Here is a 20,781-nt window from a genome sequence, read left to right on the forward strand (position 1 = left end):
ATTTGTTTTCCGCATCACTCAGAGCATGCGGTTTGAAATTTCAGCCGCCGACCCGCAACACGATTTTGCCGATATGGCCGCTCGATTCCATCCGCGTATGGGCCGCGGCGGCGGCATCCAGCGCGAATTCCTGATCCATCACCGGCGCTATTTGCCCCGTGACCAAAAGCGGCCAGACCTGACTGCGCAGATCGTCAGCGATCCCTGCCTTGGCCAGATCGCTTTGCGGACGCAGGGTGCTGCCGGTGATGGTCAACCGCCGCATCATCACATGGGCAAAGTTCAACTCGATCTTTGGACCATTGAGAAAGGCGATCTGCACCAACCGTCCGTCATCGGCCAGCGCCCGGACGTTGCGCGGCAGGTAATCGCCTCCGACCATGTCGAGGATCAGATTGGCACCGCCTTCGGCGCGCAACACGTCAACAAAATCCACGTCACGGTAGTTGACCGCCTGTTCGGCGCCCAAGTCCACGCAGACCCGGCATTTGTCAGCCGAGCCCGCCGTGGCAAACACCCGCGCACCAAAATGCCGGGCAAGCTGTATCGCCGTGGTGCCAATGCCACTGGACCCGCCATGTACAAGGAACCGCTCGCCCGCCTTGAGGCCACCGCGTAGGAACACGTTGCTCCAGACGGTAAAAAACGTCTCGGGCAGGCAAGCGGCCTGTTTGAGGCCCATGCCTTCGGGCACCGGCAGGCAATGTGCTGCGGGTGTGACCACGTAGTCCGCATATCCGCCACCGGGCAACAGGGCGCAGACCTTGTCGCCCACCGACAGATCCGTGACACCTTCGCCCAGCGCGGCCACCTCACCCGACGCTTCGAGCCCTGGCAGATCACTGGCCCCTTTTGGCGGTGCATAGCTGCCCGCACGTTGGAGAGCATCAGGGCGATTCACCCCGGCAAAGGCGACCTTTAACAGCACCTGACCATGGGCCGGACTCGGACGTGGTCGTTGCACCGGAGTCAGAACCTCGGGGCCGCCGGGTTTGCTGATTTCGACCGCGCGCATCATCTCTGTCATCTTTTTTGTCCTTATTCTGTTCCACGAACGCCTGGTCGTGACCTAGTAGCCACCGGGCACATCCCTGCGCGCCTGCGGTGCACGGACCCGCGCCAGCACACGTTCGGGTCCTGCCAATATGCGGCTCAGCAGTGGGTTGGCCCGCACCGACGCCTTGACCTTTTCGATCCGCATCACGTCATCGATCCGCCGGTCAAGGAAATCCCAGGTCGCAGACGCATCGGGCGAATCATCGCCCAGCCAGAACAAGACCGTGGCGGAATAAACGCCGCTTAGCGTCACGCGTTTGCTGTACCAGTTGAAATCGTCTGACGTATCGCCCAGCGCCGTCCAGACCGCATCTGCCGTGCCCCAGATCAGCCGCGCCCCATCCGCTGCGTAGGGTGGTAGCGCAAACAACGTCGTGCCCCGGCGCACCACCTCGCGATTTTCGGCAGCTTGAATCCGGGTGCGCACGGCCAAAGCGACTTTGTCGCGGTATTTCATCCCATCCATATCGGACGCCGCCATGCGTTCACCCATCTGGGCATCCCCCTGGCGGTGATAGGCCATGGCAAGATCAACCGCGCCGCGCGGCAACAGTGCTCGCGCCAGCACCGGGCCAACGCCGCTTTCTGCGATGGCGGCCTGAAACGATGCTTCGGACCAGCCGTCGAACGGTACATGCAGCAGCGCTGCTTCCAGCAGTCTAAGTGTTGAATCGTCCTGCATCGGACACCCCCTTTCGGTCATCTTTGGCACCCTAGACAAACTAGATCGGCTTTGCTATACGGCCAATTCCTGCAAATCCTTGCAACTCAAACTAGAAAGGTGGTGAAAACCACATGCAGGTTAGTGTTCGCGACAACAATGTCGATCAGGCCCTTCGGGCTCTGAAGAAAAAGCTACAGCGTGAAGGCGTGTTCCGCGAAATGAAGCTCAAGCAACATTTCGAGAAACCGTCCGAGAAGAAAGCCCGCGAGAAAGCCGAAGCAATTCGGCGTGCCCGCAAGCTGGCTCGCAAGAAATTGCAACGCGAAGGCATGATGTGATCTGGCGTCACACTGTTTTCTGACACTTATGAGATCGGACGACCCCCGGGCCCACGCTTCGGGGGTTTTCTTTTGCCAATACGTTTCAACCGGAGGCGAATACGCCCCCGGCTACATTTACATCCCGTCGGCCAGGATCATGTCCGCCGCCTTTTCGGCGATCATGATCGTTGGTGCATTGGTATTGCCGCTGACGATCCGTGGCATCACGCTGGCATCCACCACCCGCAACCCGTCGACCCCATTGACCCGCAACCCGCCATCAAGCGGCGCATCAGTATCAGGCCCCATGCGCACCGTACCGACCGGGTGAAAAATCGTGGTCCCCACATCGCCGGCAGCCTGCATCAGATCTGCGTCGGTTTCATAAGTCGGCCCCGGTTTCTGTTCTTCGGGCAGGTATCTCTGCATCGGGGCCTGGGCCATGATCCGTCGTGTCAGGCGAATGGCATCTACCGCCACCCTGCGGTCGCCCTCAGTGCTCAGATAGTTCGGCGCGATCTCGGGTGCGGCGCGAAAGTCCGGACTGCTCAGATGCACATGGCCGCGCGACTCGGGCCGCAGATTGCAGACGCTTGCGGTAATCGCCGGATAATTGTGCAGTGCCTCGCCAAAGGCGCCCAAGGACAGCGGCTGCACGTGATATTCCAGATCCGCCGTCTCAAGCCCGTCGCGCGAGCGTGCAAATGCCCCCAACTGGCTGGGTGCCATCGACATCGGACCAGACCGACGCAGGGCATATTCTGCCGCGATCCGCGCCTTGCCAATCCACGAATTCGCCATTGTGTTCAGTGTATGCGCCCCAGTCAGCCGCCACGAACAGCGCAGTTGCAAATGGTCCTGAAGGTTGCCCCCCACGCCCGGCATGTCGCGGCGCACCGCAATCCCATGGCGTTGCAGCAGCTCACCCGGCCCCAGCCCAGACAATTGCAGCAGATGCGGCGACCCAATGGCCCCCGCTGACAGGATCACCCCAGCGCCAGCGCGCACCTCGTGGACCAGCCCGTCACGCTCATACGCAACGCCGACGACCCGTTCACCTTCAAAGATCAGTTTGCGCACCTGCGCCTGCGTCTCAACCTTGAGCCGGTCGTTGGTGACCGTGCGCAGAAACGCCTTGGCCGTGTTCATCCGCCAACCATTGCGCTGATTGACACGAAAATAGCCAACACCTTCGTTGTCACCGGTGTTGAAATCAGTGACGGCGGGCAGACCCGCCGCCACCGCCGCATCGCGCCAATGATCCAGCACGTCCCAGCGCAGGCGCTGATTTTCGACCCGCCATTCACCGCCCACACCATGCATGTCCGACGCACCGTCAACATAGTCCTCGGATTTGATGAAATACGGCAACACATCATCCCAGGCCCAGCCGGTCAGCCCCATTTGCCGCCAGCCGTCATAGTCTGCCGCCTGCCCACGCAGATAGAGCATTCCGTTGATCGACGAACAGCCGCCCAGCACCTTACCCCGAGGATAGAGCAGCGACCGTCCGTTCAGGCCGGCCTCAGCTGCAGTGCGAAACATCCAATCCGTGCGCGGATTGCCAATGCAGTACAGATACCCCATCGGAATATGCACCCAATGATAATTGTCGCGCCCTCCCGCTTCGAGCAGCAGAACCTTGCGGCCTGCCTCGCTTAGCCGTTTGGCCAGTACGCTCCCCGCGCTGCCCGCGCCGACAATAATATGATCCCACTGCATTTTTCGTCCCCCTTGCCGGTATCTGTACCAAAGCCCCCCCCGGGTGCAAGGTCGCGTCTCAGACCGGCAGGGCGGTTGTCTTGAGCACTGTGCGCAACGCAAACGATGATTGCATCTGCGCCACCCCCGGAAGACGGGTCAGGTATTGCCGGTGGATACGGGCAAAATCCTCGGTATCTTCTGCCACAATCTTGAGCAGATAGTCCGCCGATCCCGCCATCAGATGACATTCCAGCACGTCCGGTACGCGTTTCACGGCCTTCTCAAAGGCTTCTAGTACTTCATCCGCCTGAGTCGTCAGCTTGATCTCAACAAACACCGTGGTGTGCAGATGCAGTTTGCGCGCATTCAGCAGCGCAACATAGTCGCCAATCACCCCCTCGATCTCGAGCCGCTGCACCCGCCGGTGACAGGCCGAGGCGGACAGATTCACCGACTCCGCCAGTTCGGCGTTCGACATCCGCCCGCGTTTCTGCAGGGCCCGTAGGATACGACGGTCGGTGTCGTCGAGGTCGATCTGAGAGATTCCTTCGATCAAGGACGCAATTGGCGCAGAATTCTTCGACTGTTTACGCTATCAGCAGGACTATTTCACCAAGAAATTGCGCGCCCGCTACCCCACCCTGTCAGACAGTCAACCCAAGGAGACCATAGATGAAAATCGGCTGCCCGACCGAAATCAAACCGCAAGAGTTCCGTGTCGGCATCACCCCAGCGGCGGCGCAAGAGGCCGTGGCCCACGGCCATACCGTGGTCATGCAGGTCGGCGCAGGGCTGGGATCGGGCTTTGACGATGCGGATTATCGCGCTGCAGGTGCCACGCTGGTCGATACCGCAGAGCAGGTGTTCGCGACCGCAGACATGATCGTCAAGGTCAAGGAACCGCAAGCGGTCGAACGTAAACTGCTGCGCGACGGGCAGATCCTGTTCACCTATCTGCATCTGGCGCCTGACCCCGACCAGACCCGCGACCTCATTGCGTCGGGCGCGACTTGCATCGCGTACGAGACGGTGACTGACGACCGGGGTGGCCTGCCGCTGCTGGCGCCGATGTCCGAGGTTGCTGGCCGACTGGCGCCACAGGTCGGGGCCTGGACGCTGCAAAAGGCCAATGGTGGTCGCGGTGTGCTGTTGGGCGGCGTACCCGGTGTTCTGCCTGCCAAAGTGCTGGTGATCGGCGGCGGCGTTGTCGGCACACATGCGGCACGTGTCGCTGCGGGGATGGGCGCCGATGTGACCGTTCTGGACCGATCGCTGCACCGCATGCGCTATCTCGACGATGTGTTCGGCGGCGTGTTCAAGACCGGCTATGCCAGCGCCGCCCGCACCGCCGATATGGTCGCCGAGGCGGATATGGTCATCGGCGCCGTGCTTGTCCCCGGTGCAGCCGCGCCCCGGCTGGTGACGCGGACGCAACTGTCCACCATGAAGCCCGGCGCGGCCATCGTCGATGTTGCCATCGACCAGGGCGGTTGTTTTGAAACCTCGCGCGCCACCACCCATCAGGATCCGATCTACGACGTCGACGGGATCATGCATTACTGCGTCGCCAATATGCCCGGCGCGGTGGCCCGCACGTCGACCCTCGCCCTTGGGAACGCAACCCTGCCTTTCATGCTGGCGCTGGCTGACAAGGGTTGGAAGGACGCATGCGCCGATGATCCGCACCTGCTGAACGGGTTGAATGTCCATGCAGGCAAACTGACCTATTTTGCGGTGGGCAAGGCGCTGGGGCTGGATGTGACCGCGCCGCAAGTCGCGCTCAAACTCTGAGCCACAACGACAAAAGGCCGGGCGCAAACCCGGCCTTTCGCAAATCTGTCGCGTCGTTTACTTTTTCAGGGCGTCACGGATTTCCAGCAGCACGTCCAGTTCGCTCGGACCGGCTGGGGCCTCTGGTGTGACCTCTTCTGCGGGCACAGCAGACGCTTTAATCCGGTTGACCATCTTGACCAGCATAAACACCACAAAGGCGACGATCAGAAAATTGATCACGGCCATGATGAATTTGCCAATGGCGAACACCGGGGCGCCCGCCTCGACCGCGGCGGCCAGCGATGCATACTCGCTTCCGTCCAGCGTGTAGAACCAGCCGGAAAAGTCAATGCCGCCGGTGAACAGCGCGATAAACGGGTTGATAATATCACCCACAAGCGACGTCACAATCGCAGTAAAGGCTGCGCCGATGATGATACCAACGGCCATGTCCATGACATTGCCCTTGGCGATGAAATCTTTAAATTCGTTGATCATGTGTGTCCCTACACCAATATCCTCAGAGTCGATTTTCGACGTCTATTGGTGCAGCAAAGAGCATATTCAGGATGTCTTCACAACGATTGTTCCCGGTTTGCAGAGCGGCCAACGCCGTTTCATCGTAACGTCACTTTGAATTAATCCGCTCTAGCCTGACAATTTCCCGGTCAACACGTAGCGCAGGATTTCGACCACTTGCGCCGGTTCACGCGCCACGGCGAGGGCTGCGGCATTGATCTCTTTCAGCGCGTGATCGTGGTCGGGTTGCTGCAGGATGATCAGCGATTTGCCCAGCGCGGCAGCACAGCCGGCGTCGAACGCAGCGTTCCACTGACGGTATTTCTCACCAAAGCGCACCACGACCACATCCGCATCAGCAATGCCTTTGCGGGTGCGGATGGCGTTGACCATCGCGCCCTTATGGTCATGCCAGTACTTGTCGCTTTCAGCGCCCAGGATCGCCACACCGCAATCGTCGCTGGCCCCGTGATCCGTTACCGGACTGTCAAAGGTCACGTCCAGCCCCTGCGCGCCCGCGATGATCTGTTCGCGCCAATCGGTGTGGATCTCTCCGGACAGATAAACGTTCAATCCCATGCGGCTCTCCCTCCGTGATGTGTTATGCGTCAGATAGGGGCGCATCACGCGCCCCTGTGCCTGTAAAATCTAAGTCACAACTGCGAAAGGCAAGCCCGTCAGCTGCGCAGTGTGCCGCCTGTCGCCTTGGTCACCTTATCGACGATCTTGGCCGACACCGCCTCGATATCTGCCTCTTTCAGGGTCTTTTCGACAGGTTGCAAACGCACGGTCATGGCGATGGATTTCTTGCCTTCCCCCAGCGCGCCACCGATGAATTCATCGAACACCCGAACATCGGCAATCAGCGCCTTGTCCGCGCCCGTGGCGGCATTCACCAATGTCAGCGCCTCGACATTGCTGTCGACGACAAAGGCGAAATCTCGATCAACAGGTTGCAGATCATTGAGGACAAGAGCCGAGCGCGTGGCCGTCGTCCTGCGTGGCAACGGGATCTCGGAGGGCCAGAGCGCGAAGCCCACGGCGGGCCCTTTGACATCAAGCGCTTGCAACACCTTTGGGTGCAATTCGCCGTACACGCCCAGCACCTTTTTCGGACCCAGGCAAATCATGCCATGACGCCCAGGATGCCACCAGCCCGCTGCCCCGCGCAGAATCTGCACCTTGGCCGGGGCGCCCATCGCCGCCAGAACCGCTTCGGCATCCGCCTTGACGTCATACAGGTCGACGCTGCGCGATTCGCCGTGCACATCCTTTGGACCCGTCCGGCCAATCCGCAGACCGACAACCTGCAATTTCTGCTCGCCTGGTTCACCGCCGCCAAAGGTCGCTCCGACCTCGAACAATGCCTGATCGGGGAATCCCCGCGCCTGATTTCGGGCCGCCGCCTGCAAAAGCCCAGGCAGCAGATCGGGACGCAGATGGCTCATTTCCGAGCTGATCGGATTGGCCAGCATGGTGGCGTCATCCCCACCGCCAAAGAGCGTCGCCGCCGCCTTGTCGATAAAGCTGTAAGTCACGCATTCGTTGTAGCCCAGCGCAACAGTGGTGCGCCGCGCTGACTGTTCGCGCCGTTGCAGCGGCGACAGGATCGGACGCGGCACACCGGAGTGAGTGCGCGGCAACGGCACTCCCTTGAGTTTGGTCAGGGATGCGACGCGCGCCACCTCTTCGACCAGGTCCGCCTCGCCCAGCACATCCGGGCGCCAGCTGGGCACATGTGCCATATTGCCTTCAAGCCGGAACCCCAGCGCGGTCAGCGTCTGGCGCTGCTCGGATTCCGGGATCTCCATCCCGACCAACGACACCACGCGGCGCGGATCCAGTTTATACGCGCGCGATGTGTCGGGCACCGTGCCAGCTACGACCAGCTCGGATGCTTCGCCCCCCGCGTGATCCAGGATCATCTGCGTCGCGAGTTCGATACCGTTTGGCGTAAAGGCAGGGTCGATACCACGTTCAAACCGATAGCGGGCGTCTGAATTGATCTTGAGCGCGCGACCAGTGTAGGCGGTACGGATCGTGTCGAAATAGGCCGCCTCGATGAATACATTTGTGGTCGCAGGCGTGACGCCCGTGGCCAGCCCCCCCATCACGCCGCCGATGGATTCAACGCCCGCATCATCCGAGATCAGCGTCATACCCGGATCGAACGTATACGTTTTCTCGTCCAGGCCAACCATCGTTTCGCCGCCCAGCGCACGGTGAACCCGCAGACCGCCCTGCACCTTGTCGGCGTCAAAGACGTGCAACGGCCGGTTGCGGTCATAGGTAAAGAAATTGGTCACATCGACAAGGAATGATATCGGCCGCAGACCGATGGCCCGCAGCAGGTCCTGCAACCATTCCGGACTGGGGCCATTCGTAACACCACGGATCACACGGCCATAAAACACCGGACAGGCCTCTAACGTGTCAGCGTCGATCGTTACCGAAATCGGGCAGTCAAAGCTGCCCTGAACCGGTGCGTTGCCTTTGGACTTGAGCTGCCCGATGTCCCGAGCCGCCAGATCGCGGGCGATACCGCGCACGCCCAGAGCATCGGGACGGTTGGGCGTAATCGCAATCTCGATCACCGGATCCACCTTGGCAGGCGCATTTTTGGCAAGCCAGTCGGTAAAGGTCTGGCCCACTTCGCCGGACGGCAATTCGATGATGCCATCATGCTCTTCGGACAGCTCCATCTCGCGTTCGGAACACATCATGCCGTAGCTGTCGACGCCGCGGATCTTGCCGACACCAATGGTGGTGTCGATGCCCGGCACATAGGTGCCCGGTTTCGCCACAACCACCGTGATCCCGGCGCGCGCGTTCGGCGCACCGCAGATGATCTGAAGCGTCCCGTCGTCCGTAGCCACCTGACAAACTTGCAATTTGTCCGCATCCGGGTGCTTCTCCGCCGAAAGCACCTTGCCGATGGTAAAGGATTCAAGTTTTTTCACGGGGTTCTCGACCCCTTCAACCTCGAGTCCCAGGTCGGTCAGCGTATCGGTGATCTCGTCAAGGGGGGCACTCGTTTCGAGGTGTTCCTTGAGCCAGGAAAGCGTGAATTTCATCGGTCCAGCTCGCGTTGATTACGTTTGGCCCGTCCTTAACGGATCAGGCCCGACGGGGAAAGGGCCGTCTGGTTTACCCCCGTCCGGCTGCCAACCAGTGCAACTGAGCCTTTGAAAGCAAACAGGGCGCCGTAGCGCCCTGAAAAAGCCGTGCAATCCTGTCCGGGCTAGGCTTTGCGGCGCAGCCGGGTGACACCGATGGCACCCAATCCAAGCAGCAGCAGCGGCAGACCTGCGGGCAAAGGCACCGCGCTTGGTCCGGCCACGTACGGGCTCGCATCGGCGGTGATGATCCGCAAATCGCCGACATGGGACGAACTGGATCCGCGCGATGTATCGCCGACATATCGACCGCTGTAATACCTGCCAGTTGTAAAGTCGCTGTTACGCGAACTGACTAGGTTATACCCGCCAGAGTTCGATGCACCGTCCCGCACCCTGCCATTGGTATTTTCGAAATCGACGATCAGGCCGCCACCCGCGAACGAAAACGCAGACGTGGCCACAAACTGAATGTCAAAGTTTCCCATGATCGTATCGCCCCGTGTCGATGGTGCGATGGTGCCAAGCGAGAGAAATCCGTTGCTGTCGACACGGGTCCCGCCGTTGGTCGTTGTCGCGCCAAGAGACAGTGACAGCGACAGATCATAATCGTTCACGCCCATTGTATCGAAGGCGATGATATCGCCAACGCTCAGACTGAAGGCCGCGATATCCTGATAGATGAACCCCATATGCGTACCATAGCTGTCCGGGCAGCCGAACGGGATGCAGTTGCCAGAATTCTTGGATGTCCCGTCATATGTGGCGGTTGCAGCGTGGGCCGCAGTCGCCCCGGCCATCAGGGTAAGGCTCAGCGCCAGGCGGCTAAGTGAGTTGGATATCGACATCATTCTTCTCCTTTTCGCGGCGGCTGAAGCCAGGGGGGCGGGTCAAGCTTTGAGAACGAGATCGCTCAAATTTGTGTCAATTTTAGAGCATTTGATTTGAGTATAGGACACAGTTTGTTTCCAAACGCGCGCGCAGGCGCCCATGCTCAAGGCGGGGATGCGGTCTGCTGGCTGTGTATCGCGCTGGCAATCGGGGCCACAGCGGCGCAACGATCACGACCGTTCGTGTCCCCAACTTTCTGCAGAACGTGAGGCATTATCGAGATATCCCAACGCCTTAGTGCCTGGCGTCGGAACCCTCGCTGGGTTATCAGACCGATGCGGGCCGGGCCCTGTCAGTTATCGCGACAACCCACCGTGCAGCGTCGGCACGTCGAGCGAGGCAAAGCCGTAATGCCGCAGCCAGCGCAGGTCTGAATCAAAGAACGCGCGCAGGTCGGGCATGCCGTATTTCAGCATCGCGATGCGGTCGATGCCCATGCCAAAGGCAAAACCCTGCCATTGTTCGGGATCCACTCCGGCCGCGCGCAGCACATGGGGATGCACCATCCCGGACCCCAGCACCTCGAGCCAGCCGTCGCCTTCGCCGATCCGCAATTGCCCATCGATCCACGAACACTGAATGTCAACTTCGGCCGACGGTTCGGTAAACGGGAAATGCGAGGCGCGAAACCGCGTCTTGATCCCGTCGACCTCAAAAAAGGCGGCAAAGAATTCCTCAAGCACCCATTTCAGGTTCGCCATCGAGATATCCTTGTCGATGGCCAGACCTTCGACCTGATTGAACATCGGAGTATGGGTTTGATCGTAATCGGCCCGGTAGACGCGGCCCGGGGCTATGATGCGGCAGGGTACGCCGTGCTGCTCCATATGACGGATCTGCACCGGGCTGGTGTGCGTGCGCAACACATGCGGCGGACGGTTGTCGCCCTCGGCGCGGTGCATATAGAACGTGTCCATTTCGGCCCGCGCGGGGTGGTGGCCGGGGATGTTCAGCGCGTCGAAATTGTACCAATCGGTGTCAACCTGCGGACCTTCGGCGACAGAAAAGCCCATGTCGGCAAAGATCGCGGTCACTTCCTCGGTCACCTGGCTGACAGGATGGATCGTGCCAATCGGGTGGCTGCGCCCCGGCAGCGTCACGTCCAGCCATTCGGTTCGCAGGCGTTCGTCCAAAGCAGCATCCGCCAACCCGGCTTTCTTGGCCGCGAGCGCCGAGTTGATCTCGTCCTTGAGCGCATTGAGTGCGGGACCGGCAGTCTGGCGTTCCTCGGGCGTCATGCGGCCCAGCTCGCGCATTTGCAGGCTGATTTCGCCCTTTTTGCCCACGGCGCTGACGCGCAACTCTTCCAGTGTGGATTCGGTTGCGGCCCCGGCAATCAGATCGAGGTATTTTTTGCGCAGATCGTCCATGTGCGGCCCTTTCAGATCGTTGTGCTTCCCCTAGCGCGCGGACCGGTGCAGCGCAAGCCGATGGCCCGCAATTGACCCGCCACCCGTCGGGACCCTGAACGAAAAACGCCGCCCCAAGGGGACGGCGTTTTCGATGTCGGATGATCAGCGGACCATTCAGGCGGGCAGAGCCGCCTTGGCCTGTGCCGCGATAGCATTGAACGCCTCGGGCTCGTGTACGGCGAGATCAGCCAGAACCTTGCGGTCCACTTCGATCCCGGCGAGGGCCAGACCGTTGATGAAACGCGAATATGTCAGCGTCTCGTCGAACATACGGACAGCAGCGTTGATCCGCTGGATCCACAGGGCGCGGAAGCTGCGCTTGCGGTTCTTGCGGTCACGCGTGGCGTATTGGTTTGCCTTGTCGACGGCCTGTGCGGCCACCTTGAAGGTATTCTTGCGACGACCATAATAGCCCTTGGCTTGGTCGGTAATCTTCTTGTGACGGGCGTGGGTAACAACCCCACCTTTAACTCTTGCCATGATCAGGCTCCTTCGTGCGGTAAGTGGTCAATCAGCGGTCATAGGGCATGAAGCCCTTGATGATCTTGGCATCGGGGGCCGACAGCGTGGTCGTCCCGCGTGCATCGCGGATGAACTTGGTGGTGCGCTTGATCATGCCATGCCGTTTTCCGGCCTGGCCTGCCATCACCTTTCCGGTGGCGGTCACTTTAAAGCGCTTCTTAGCGCTCGACTTGGTCTTCATCTTGGGCATTTCCGTCTCCTTGCGTTCGGGTCGGTCGTGCGCGCGACTCGGCATGCCACGTAGGCCGGACGCGCGGGAATGAGCGGGTCGTATAGGGGCGGATCATGTATGATGCAAGCGTGATCTGAATGGTCGCGGGCCAAGGCAGTGCTGTTCTGTGTCGCCAAGTTGCTGAGCCAGCTCAGGCTGAGGCATATCCAAGGCAGCACGCGGTATCACATCACCTTAGACACGCGCCGCCACGACAAGATCGCGCGACCTGCGATCAGTCCAGCAACCGCCCGACCACCCCATAAAACACATGGGGTAGCTCCGAGACCCGAAAGCCACCCGGTTTGTTCTGCATCGCATTGAGGATCAGCCCACCCGCCAACACCAGGCACAACGCCGCCACCCGTGGCGGACGCTCATCCGAATAGGCCGAAATCATCGACGGAATCGAAAACAGGCCAATCACCAGCCCAATCACAAGCGTCAAATCCGGGTCGAGCATCATCGCAGCAGCGCCTTTTGTAAGGACGCCCGGAGCTTAGCCGGGATCTGTGCTGTAGATCAAACGCTCATCACAGGGGGCCACGCGCAGAATGTTGGTCGTGCCGGTTGTGTTAAACGGCACACCGGCCGTAACCACGATCTGATCGGTGGTCGTGGCATAGCCGCCTTCGCGGGCGGCACGGGCCGCGCTGACCACCGCCTCTTTGAACCGCTCCAGAGTGCCGATCTGCACGCAGTTGGTGCCCCATGTCAGCGCCAGTCGCCGCGCAGTGGAAAGCTGCGAAGTCAGGGCAAGGATCGGAACGCGGGGCCGTTCACGCGCCACCAGAACGGCAGTCGTGCCCGACTGGGTAAAGCACACGATGGCCTTGATATCCGTGGTCTCGGCAATTTCGCGGGCCGCAGCCACAATCCCATCGGCCACCGAAGTCCGCTTGGCTGTGCGCGATGCCTCGATCACTTCGACGTAGGTTGGATCGCTTTCGACCTCCATCGCAACGTTGTGCATGGTCTGCACTGCCTCGACCGGATAGGCGCCGGCCGCGGATTCGGCCGAAAGCATGATCGCATCTGCACCCTCATAAATCGCGGTGGCAACGTCCGAGACTTCGGCGCGGGTCGGCATCGGCGATTCGATCATCGATTCAAGCATCTGAGTCGCCACGATCACCGGCTTGGCAGCAGCGCGGCACTTGCGGATCAGACGTTTCTGGATCGGCGGCACATTCTGGACAGGAAGTTCAACGCCCAGATCGCCACGGGCGACCATGATGCCGTCTGATACTTCCAGGATCGCGTCGAATGCGGTCACACCGGCAGGCTTTTCGATCTTGGACAGGATCGCGGCACGACCCTTGCACAGTTCGCGCGCCTCAAGCACATCTTCGGGGCGCTGCACAAAACTGAGCGCCAGCCAGTCAACGCCCAGCTGGCAGACAAACTCCAGATCCTTGCGATCCTTGTCCGACAGGGCGGCCAGCGGCAGCACGACATCAGGCACGTTCACACCTTTGCGGTTCGAAATCGTGCCGCCGGTGATCACGGTGCAATTGGCAAAATCAGCGCCGCAATCCTTGACCTTGAGGCGAATTTTACCATCATTGACCAGCAGGTGCGCGTCTGCCTCAAGCGCAGCAAAAATCTCGGGGTGGGGCAGGTTCACGCGGGTAACGTCGCCGTCGGCGCTGTCCAGATCCATGCGGAAATCGGCCCCCGCGACCAGCTCTTCCTCACCATTGGCAAAGACGCCGACGCGCAGTTTTGGCCCCTGAAGGTCGGCCAGAATGCCGATCGGGCTTTTCAGATCGCCTTCGATCTGACGGATAATTGCATGGCGTTCACGAATCTCATCATGGCTGCCGTGGCTCATGTTGAGCCGGAACACATCCGCCCCCGCCTCGTGCAGCTTGCGGATCATTTCGTAGTCCGAGGAGGCCGGCCCAAGCGTGGCCACGATCTTCACATTGCGCAAACGTCTCATGCATTACCGTCCCGTCTGGTTCCCTGCGCAGCATCGGGCGTACCCCGTTACCGCTAACAAATTCGATGTGTTATTGCCCATTTCCCTTTGTCGCGCAACTGCCGTATGTGATGCGCGCAGCAGATGACAGGGCCATGACATACGAACCTTATAGCATCGTGGGCGCGGCGCGAAACAGCCGTTGGCTGATCACTTGTGACCATGCGTCGAATATTGTGCCACCTGATCTGGGCGGAACGCTTGGTTTAGAGGCATCCGACATGGGCCGCCACATTGCCTATGACATCGGCGCGGACGGCGTGGTCCGCGCCTTGGCCGACGCGCTGGACTGTCCGGCAATCCTGACACGATTCTCGCGGCTTGTGATCGACCCGAACCGCGGCGAAGAAGACCCGACGCTGGTAATGCGGCTTTATGACGGGTCGATCATTCCCGGCAACCGCCATGTGGACGCCGCCGAAAAGCAGCGCAGGCTGGATGCGTATCACCGGCCTTACCACGCAGCCCTCGAACAATTGGCGGCCCGGCGCGACGACATGGTGATTGTCGCAGTGCATTCCTTTACGCCGCAGCTGCGCGGCCGCACGCCCCGCCCTTGGCATGTGGGAATTCTGCACGCCTGGGACGCGCGGCTGTCGGATCCCCTGATCGCCGCACTTGAGAATGAGCGGGACATCGTCACCGGGCGCAATGTCCCCTACCCCGGCCACCTGCCCGGCGATTCGGTCCATCGTCACGGTCTGAACCACGGGCGCCAGAACACGCTGATCGAATTGCGCAGCGATCTGATCGAAGAGCCTGCGGCACAGGCCGACTGGGGCAAAAGGCTGGCTCCGCTGCTTGAAGCCGCGCTGCAAAAGGCCGATCTGTAGTGAAACTCAAGGAGGAATGACCATGGACGACCAGACCCGGATCGAAGTTGAGGCAGCCGCCTTTCGCCGCCTGCGCCAGCACCTGATGCAGGACCGCCCCGATGCGCAGAACATCGACATGATGAACCTGGCCGGTTTTTGCCGCAACTGTCTGTCGCGCTGGTATCAAGAGGCCGCCAATGAGCGCGGCATCGAGATGACCAAGGACGAAGGCCGCGAAGCGTTTTACGGCATGACGATGGATCAATGGAAAGCGCAGCATCAGACAGATGCGGGCGCAGACAAAAAGACCGCATTCAAGACCGCCTTTGCCGAAAACGTCGGTAAACCTGACTGACTTACCGGACCTGACGAGGCCAAGGCCCAGGACAGTTCATCAAAGCTTTACACAACCCATGGGCGAATCCGTGGTAGGATAACTGCATTCAGACTGCCGTTATTTTACATTCGAGGAATTTCGCTCATGAAAATCGTCAACTGGAACATCGAATGGATGAACCGCTGGTTCACTGGCAACGCCACCCCCGAATGGGGCAGCCGTGATCTAAGCGCCGATGAGGCCCGAGAAACTGCTGGGCGCGTGGCGCGGGTGATCCGTGCACTCGACCCCGATCTGCTAACCCTGCAAGAGGGCCCCAGTGCCCGCGAAGAAATGGCGCTTTTCCTCGATTTGGTCGCGTCAGACGGCGGTCCACAGTTCGAGGTGCTGATGGGCAGCGACGGCGGGGCGCAAAAACTCTATGCCCTGCGCAAGATCGGTGGCGCCTGCGAGGGTTTTGGTCTGGCCACTGACCCGCTGAGCGAAGAGCTGCGCGATGTCTGGCTGGCGGACGTGAATGGTGATCTGCTGCTTGAGAGCTACGATTTCACCCGCGCGCCGCTTGTCATCACCGCCGATCCGGCAGCTGGTCAGCCGGTGCAGATTGTCGTTCTGCACACCAAATCGAAATACGTCCATCGCGGACAACAGCTGTTTGAAGACCCGGCCCGGCGACAGGAATTCATCGCCGACGCCATGCTCGCCCGTCGCCGCATCGCGGCCGAGGCGTTCCGCCTGCGGACCTACCTTGATGCGGTGGTCGAGGCAGACAACAACGCGCGCCTCATTGTGACCGGCGATTTCAACGACGGCCCGGGGCGCGATTTTTTCGAGCGGTCCTACCTGAGCCACAATGTCACTGACATCCTGCTGGGCAGCACGTTTTACCCCGACCTGATCTTTGCCCACGGCTTTCTGTCGCGTGTGCCAGTACCGGCGCTGTTCACAGCGCGGTTTGACGATTTCGTCGATGGAGTGAACGACCGTCCGCTGCTGCTGGACCACTTTGTCGTTTCACCCGCGCTGGCGCCCGAACTGCTGGACGGCGGCATCGCGCATGACGCGTTTGATGCAGAGACCGCCAGCATGGACGGTCCCCGTCAGGCGCGGCCCAGCGACCACCGTCCGATCTGGATCCAGCTTGGATTGCCGCTGTCGGGCTGAGCCGCCTCAGACTGCTGTCTTGCGGCTCTCTTCCAGATAAATCTCGCGCAGGCGCAGCGACCGGCGGCCCGGTGTGCCATCGCCCAGCAAAACGCCGTCAATCTCGACCACCGGCATCACAAAGGATGAGGCCGAGGTGATAAACGCCTCGTCCGCCGCCTTGGCCTCGTCGATCGAAAAGTTACGCTCTTCGACCTCCATCTGCGCCTCTTTGGCGAAACGCAGAACGGCAGCGCGGGTGATGCCATGCAGGATGTCATGGCTCAGCGCGCGGGTGATGATCTTGTTGCCTTTGACGATATAGGCGTTGTTCGATGTGCCTTCGGTCACAAAGCCGTCCTCGACCATCCAGGCGTCGTCAGCACCGGCCTTCTTCGCCATCATCTTGCCCATCGACGGATACAGCAGCTGCACCGTCTTGATGTCGCGACGGCCCCAGCGCTGATCCTCGATGCTGATGATCTTGATCCCGGTGCGCGCGGCTGGGCTGTCGGCCAATCCGGGCTTGGACTGGGTGAACAGCACAATCGTCGGCTCGGTCGTTTCGGGATCGGGGAACACAAAATCCCGGTCCCCCGGCGCGCCACGGGTGATTTGCAGATAGATCAGCCCGTCGGTGATGTCGTTCAGGCGCACCAACTCGCGGTGAATGTCCAGCAACGTATCCATATCGCAGGGCGCGCGCAGCTCCAACTCGTCCAGCGAGCGCTGCAACCGCGTCGCGTGGCCGCCAAAGTCGATCAGCTTGCCATCCAGTACCGACGTTACCTCGTACACCCCGTCAGCCATCAAAAAAGCCCGATCAAAGATCGACACCTTGGCTTGATCTTCGGGCAGGTAGTCTCCGTTCAGGTAGACGGTCCGGGTCATCTGGTCTTACTCCAACTGTGTCTGGCACCCCTTCGGGGCAAGGTCACGAAAAGAACACTATCCCCAGAGTTCAGGCTCTGGCGGGTGCACCCCTGCCGCATCAAAGCGCAAGGGACTTGGACGGTCTTCGGCCAGAAGCAGCGGCCCGTCAAGATCTGTGAACAACGCGCCCTGCGCCACAATCGTCGCAGGTGCCATGGCCAGCGACGATCCGACCATGCAGCCGACCATGACGCCAAAGCCCGCCGACAGGGCCGCATCGCGCAGCGCCAGTGCTTCGGTCAGCCCGCCGGTCTTGTCGAGCTTGATGTTCACCACGTCATATTTGCCGCCCAGATGCGCCAGGCTTGCCCGGTCATGGCAGCTTTCGTCGGCACAAACCGGAACAGGACGGGCCATGTCGGCCAGCGCCTCATCCTGATCCGCAGGCAAAGGTTGTTCGACCAGCGCCACACCCAACCGCAAAAGATGCGGAGCAAGGTCGCTGTAGACCTGAGCCGACCAACCCTCGTTGGCGTCCACTATGATGCGGGCATTCGGCGCGCCCGCGCGCACCGCCTCGAGACGTGGCATGTCGTCGGGCGTGCCCAGCTTGATCTTGAGCAGTGGGCGATAGGCGTTCTTGGCCGCCTGCGCCTGCATCGCCTCGGGGGTGTCCAGCGACAGGGTATAGGCGGTGATCTCGGGTCCCGGCGCAGCCAGTCCCGCCAGATCCCAGACCCGGCAACCTGCGCGCTTGGCCTCAAGATCCCACAGCGCGCAATCCACCGCGTTGCGCGCAGCACCAGACGGCAGAAGGCCCTGCAAGGCGGCGCGGTCGATGCCGACGGGCAGGCTGGCGATCTGCGCCGCAACCGTCTCGGGCGTTTCGCCATAGCGGGCGTAGGGCACACATTCGCCCCGCCCTGTCAGGCCGCCATCGCTGATCCGAACCGTGATCACCTGCGCTTCGGTCCGCGACCCCCGGCTGATGGTGAACACCTGCGCCAGCGGAAACACATCGCGCATCACGTCAATCTGCATTGCTCCATCCCCCAAGCTTCTTAGACGCCAGTGAAATCACAACGCCGCCAGTGCCGCCACCAGTCGCGCCGTCCCCTGACGGAACGGGTCGCAGGTGGGCAGCCCCATGCGCTCTTCTATCTCGGCCAGACATTCCGCGGCCTCTGAGTCGTTCAGATGCTGGGTGTTGACCGTCACACCAATCACCTCACACGCCGGGTTTGCCACCCGGGCCAGCGGCAGCGCCGTGTCACGCAACACCTCAAGCGTGGGCAGACCATAGCCGGGCAAGCCGCGCATATGGGTGCGGGTCGGCTCGTGGCTCAGGATCAGGGCATCGGGCTGACCACCGTGGATCAGCGCCAGTGTCACCCCCGAGAATGAGACGTGGAACAGGCTCCCCTGCCCCTCAATGACATCCCAATGATCCTCGTCGTTGTCGGGCGTCAGCCATTCCACCGATCCGGCCATGAAATCGGCGACGACTGCGTCCAGCGGGATACCGCTGCCGGTGATCAGGATGCCGGTCTGGCCTGTGGCGCGAAACGTCGACTTCATGCCTGCCGCGCGCATATCGCGGTCCAGCGCGAGTCCGGTGTACATCTTGCCGACCGAGCAATCTGTCCCCACCGCCAGCACGCGCCGACCGCGCCGCTTTTCGCCATTAGCAATCGGATAGGCCACCGAAGGTACGCGCACGTCATGCAGTGTCCGACCATTGGCGTGCGCCGCTGCAACCAGTTCGGGTTCATCGCGCAACAGGTTGTGCAATCCCGAGGCCAGATCAAACCCCGCTGCGAGTGCCTCAACCAGCACACGTTTCCAGGCCGGCGAAATCACTCCGCCACGATTCGCCACACCGATCACCAGCGTGCGTGCTCCCGCTTCGCGCGCCTCAGTCAGCGTCAAGTCGGGCAGCTTCATATCGGCTTTGCAGCCGTCCATGCGGAATTGGCCAACACTGTTTTCCGGGCGCCAATCACGGATTCCTTGCGCCACCTTGGCTGCCAGCCCGTCTGGTGCGTCGCCAAGAAACAGTAGGTACGGTGTCTCGATCATATTTGCCTCCGAATGCCAGACCAAAGCAACGTCGGCCCGTGTGTTCGGGACGTTGTATAAAATTCAAAACAGAACGGAAATGGCGTTAGGTCGATCTTTACTGATCCGGACCAGAAAAGAAGGTTCCGAGAGAGGAAAACAGGCGCTGTGAGGAAACATGCTCTACTCTGACTCCTACTACCATCTTTTTTCCGTCGTATTGGACACCGTCGGGCTGATCGCGCTTGCTACATTTGTTGTCTGGCCGCGGATCGAACGTTGGAATCCCTGGGCCTGCAGTCTGACCATGGGGGTTATTCTGGGCCTGATTTCGATGCTGCAACTGATGACGCCGATCGAACTGGCAACAGGGATCATTGTCGATTTGCGCAATCTGCCTGTGGGCATCGCCGCTGCCTTCTTTGGGCTGCGCGGTGCCGCACCCGCCATTCTAATCGCTGCGGGAACCCGTCTATGGATCGGCGGCGCGGGAACATCTGCCGGTCTCACCGCGCTGGTGATCGTTGTTGCCGCCGGTTTAACCTGGGCCTGGCTCAGCCGGAAAATCCAGGCTCGCGGTATCCTCTGGCTTCTGTTTCTGGGCGTGATTCTATCGTCGCATTTGCTGGCGGTCTTTGCACTTCCACCGGATTTTCAACGCGTTTTCCTGCTAACCTGTGCCCCGACACTGGCAGCCCTGAACGTCATCGGGGCACTAACGGCTGGTACTTTGATCGAACACCGCGTCCGTCATCTGCGTTGGATGGCCGATCGGCGCGCCTCTGAAACCATCGACGAAGACAGCGGCCTGTTGTCCCCGATTGGGTTCGCCAAGGCGGTCGAGATCCGACAAAGCGAAGCCTCCTCTCCGACCAGCGTCGGCGCGATCCAAATCCGCCTGCGCCATCTGGATTGGGTCGAGCGAACCTTTGGTGCCGCAGCCGAATCCCGCGTCGTCGCCACGATGGCACAAAGATTGTCTGGCGCATTGCGACCGGGCGATCTGGCGCTGCGACCCGAGCGGGACCTGTTTGCCATTGTTTTACCAGATATCAGTCAGAACAAGATTGCTGAAACCCGGGATCGCATCGTCGCAAGCCTGTCGTGTAAGCCCGTCGATGTCCCTGGTGTCGGACCATTGCGGGTCACGATTGAAGTCGGAACAGCCTGGCAGGACAGAACCACCGACATCCTGCCCGTTCTCGCGCATGCGCGAGACGCGCTTCAGATCACCCAATCCGGCCAATCGACGCCTGGTTTTAATCCGTCCGGAAAATCAGACTCTCTATACGATATGGCCGAAAGATTGATCGGAAACAGGTCGGGGACGCCGCAGGGCAGAAAGTCTGATCGAAATGCCACTTGAATCGGTGACGACATACT

The 20,781-nt window shown here is 60.8% G+C and carries 22 protein-coding genes; 6 read left to right on the forward strand and 16 right to left on the reverse strand.

Translation table 11 applies throughout. The features are described 5' to 3' along the window. Positions 1-40: 40 nt before the first annotated feature. Together IMCC21224_RS16025 and IMCC21224_RS16030 are read right to left on the reverse strand one after the other, a co-directional pair. Entirely contained in the window at positions 41-1,027 is a 987-nt protein-coding gene (locus IMCC21224_RS16025; protein ID WP_047996193.1) for an NAD(P)H-quinone oxidoreductase, read from the reverse strand. 42 nt (positions 1,028-1,069) lie between these two features. Continuing rightward, a complete protein-coding gene (locus tag IMCC21224_RS16030; protein WP_047996194.1) occupies positions 1,070-1,738 on the reverse strand; it encodes a COQ9 family protein in 669 nt (222 codons plus the stop codon). Positions 1,739-1,851: 113 nt separating this feature from the next. Between IMCC21224_RS16030 and rpsU the strand changes: the two genes are divergently transcribed. Continuing rightward, positions 1,852-2,058, forward strand: coding sequence for a 30S ribosomal protein S21 (gene rpsU / locus IMCC21224_RS16035; RefSeq protein WP_025051451.1), 207 nt, complete (start codon positions 1,852-1,854; stop codon positions 2,056-2,058). A 117-nt stretch (positions 2,059-2,175) separates the two neighbouring features. Here the strand turns inward: rpsU and IMCC21224_RS16040 are convergent, their stop codons facing one another. Next, the gene (locus IMCC21224_RS16040; RefSeq protein ID WP_047996195.1) at positions 2,176-3,762 is read right to left on the reverse strand and encodes a GMC family oxidoreductase; all 1,587 of its coding nucleotides are present in this window, start codon (positions 3,760-3,762) and stop codon (positions 2,176-2,178) included. A gap of 58 nt (positions 3,763-3,820) precedes the next feature. Continuing rightward, on the reverse strand, positions 3,821-4,279 hold the full coding sequence (locus IMCC21224_RS16045) for an Lrp/AsnC family transcriptional regulator (RefSeq protein WP_047997199.1): 459 nt from the start codon (positions 4,277-4,279) through the stop codon (positions 3,821-3,823). Between the two features lie 137 nt (positions 4,280-4,416). Between IMCC21224_RS16045 and ald the strand changes: the two genes are divergently transcribed. After that, on the forward strand, positions 4,417-5,535 hold the full coding sequence (ald, locus tag IMCC21224_RS16050; protein ID WP_047996196.1) for an alanine dehydrogenase: 1,119 nt from the start codon (positions 4,417-4,419) through the stop codon (positions 5,533-5,535). Positions 5,536-5,592: 57 nt separating this feature from the next. Here the strand turns inward: ald and mscL are convergent, their stop codons facing one another. From mscL to pyk, 9 genes are all read right to left on the reverse strand, one after another. Then, positions 5,593-6,015 (reverse strand): large conductance mechanosensitive channel protein MscL, encoded by a 423-nt coding sequence (mscL, locus tag IMCC21224_RS16055; protein ID WP_047996197.1) that lies wholly within the window; start codon positions 6,013-6,015, stop codon positions 5,593-5,595. A 150-nt stretch (positions 6,016-6,165) separates the two neighbouring features. Further along, positions 6,166-6,615 carry a YtoQ family protein gene (locus tag IMCC21224_RS16060; protein ID WP_047996198.1) on the reverse strand — a complete coding sequence of 150 codons (450 nt, stop codon included), beginning with the start codon at positions 6,613-6,615 and terminating at the stop codon, positions 6,166-6,168. A gap of 98 nt (positions 6,616-6,713) precedes the next feature. Next, positions 6,714-9,110, reverse strand: a complete 2,397-nt coding sequence (gene pheT, locus IMCC21224_RS16065) for a phenylalanine--tRNA ligase subunit beta (protein WP_047996199.1) — start codon at positions 9,108-9,110, stop codon at positions 6,714-6,716. 167 nt (positions 9,111-9,277) lie between these two features. After that, positions 9,278-10,000: a hypothetical protein gene (locus IMCC21224_RS16070; RefSeq protein ID WP_047996200.1), complete on the reverse strand. Its 723-nt coding sequence runs from the start codon at positions 9,998-10,000 to the stop codon at positions 9,278-9,280. A 339-nt stretch (positions 10,001-10,339) separates the two neighbouring features. Continuing rightward, on the reverse strand, positions 10,340-11,413 hold the full coding sequence (pheS, locus tag IMCC21224_RS16075) for a phenylalanine--tRNA ligase subunit alpha (RefSeq protein ID WP_047996201.1): 1,074 nt from the start codon (positions 11,411-11,413) through the stop codon (positions 10,340-10,342). Positions 11,414-11,569: 156 nt separating this feature from the next. After that, on the reverse strand, positions 11,570-11,935 hold the full coding sequence (rplT, locus tag IMCC21224_RS16080; RefSeq protein ID WP_047996202.1) for a 50S ribosomal protein L20: 366 nt from the start codon (positions 11,933-11,935) through the stop codon (positions 11,570-11,572). Positions 11,936-11,966: 31 nt separating this feature from the next. Beyond that, a complete protein-coding gene (gene rpmI, locus IMCC21224_RS16085; RefSeq protein ID WP_047996203.1) occupies positions 11,967-12,167 on the reverse strand; it encodes a 50S ribosomal protein L35 in 201 nt (66 codons plus the stop codon). Between the two features lie 256 nt (positions 12,168-12,423). After that, positions 12,424-12,654, reverse strand: a complete 231-nt coding sequence (locus IMCC21224_RS16090) for a hypothetical protein (RefSeq protein WP_231582105.1) — start codon at positions 12,652-12,654, stop codon at positions 12,424-12,426. Between the two features lie 33 nt (positions 12,655-12,687). Further along, the gene (pyk, locus tag IMCC21224_RS16095; RefSeq protein WP_047996204.1) at positions 12,688-14,133 is read right to left on the reverse strand and encodes a pyruvate kinase; all 1,446 of its coding nucleotides are present in this window, start codon (positions 14,131-14,133) and stop codon (positions 12,688-12,690) included. 134 nt (positions 14,134-14,267) lie between these two features. Between pyk and IMCC21224_RS16100 the strand changes: the two genes are divergently transcribed. From IMCC21224_RS16100 to IMCC21224_RS16110, 3 genes are all read left to right on the forward strand, one after another. Further along, the gene (locus IMCC21224_RS16100; RefSeq protein ID WP_047996205.1) at positions 14,268-15,005 is read left to right on the forward strand and encodes an N-formylglutamate amidohydrolase; all 738 of its coding nucleotides are present in this window, start codon (positions 14,268-14,270) and stop codon (positions 15,003-15,005) included. 22 nt (positions 15,006-15,027) lie between these two features. Next, the gene (locus tag IMCC21224_RS16105) at positions 15,028-15,342 is read left to right on the forward strand and encodes a DUF1244 domain-containing protein (RefSeq protein ID WP_047996206.1); all 315 of its coding nucleotides are present in this window, start codon (positions 15,028-15,030) and stop codon (positions 15,340-15,342) included. A 126-nt stretch (positions 15,343-15,468) separates the two neighbouring features. After that, on the forward strand, positions 15,469-16,488 hold the full coding sequence (locus IMCC21224_RS16110) for an endonuclease/exonuclease/phosphatase family protein (protein ID WP_047996207.1): 1,020 nt from the start codon (positions 15,469-15,471) through the stop codon (positions 16,486-16,488). 6 nt (positions 16,489-16,494) lie between these two features. Here the strand turns inward: IMCC21224_RS16110 and IMCC21224_RS16115 are convergent, their stop codons facing one another. Genes IMCC21224_RS16115 through dgcN form a run of 3 tightly spaced genes read right to left on the reverse strand, consistent with a single transcriptional unit; the run spans position 16,495 to position 19,419 of the window. Continuing rightward, positions 16,495-17,358 carry a D-amino-acid transaminase gene (locus tag IMCC21224_RS16115; protein ID WP_047996208.1) on the reverse strand — a complete coding sequence of 288 codons (864 nt, stop codon included), beginning with the start codon at positions 17,356-17,358 and terminating at the stop codon, positions 16,495-16,497. Between the two features lie 57 nt (positions 17,359-17,415). Further along, entirely contained in the window at positions 17,416-18,381 is a 966-nt protein-coding gene (gene dgcA / locus IMCC21224_RS16120; RefSeq protein ID WP_047996209.1) for an N-acetyl-D-Glu racemase DgcA, read from the reverse strand. A gap of 36 nt (positions 18,382-18,417) precedes the next feature. After that, positions 18,418-19,419 (reverse strand): N-acetyltransferase DgcN, encoded by a 1,002-nt coding sequence (gene dgcN, locus IMCC21224_RS16125; RefSeq protein WP_047996210.1) that lies wholly within the window; start codon positions 19,417-19,419, stop codon positions 18,418-18,420. A gap of 157 nt (positions 19,420-19,576) precedes the next feature. Between dgcN and IMCC21224_RS16130 the strand changes: the two genes are divergently transcribed. Beyond that, a complete protein-coding gene (locus IMCC21224_RS16130) occupies positions 19,577-20,764 on the forward strand; it encodes a LytS/YhcK type 5TM receptor domain-containing protein (protein ID WP_047996211.1) in 1,188 nt (395 codons plus the stop codon). The last annotated feature ends 17 nt before the right edge of the window (positions 20,765-20,781 follow it).

This window comes from Puniceibacterium sp. IMCC21224, from assembly GCF_001038505.1.
GTDB lineage: Bacteria > Pseudomonadota > Alphaproteobacteria > Rhodobacterales > Rhodobacteraceae > Puniceibacterium.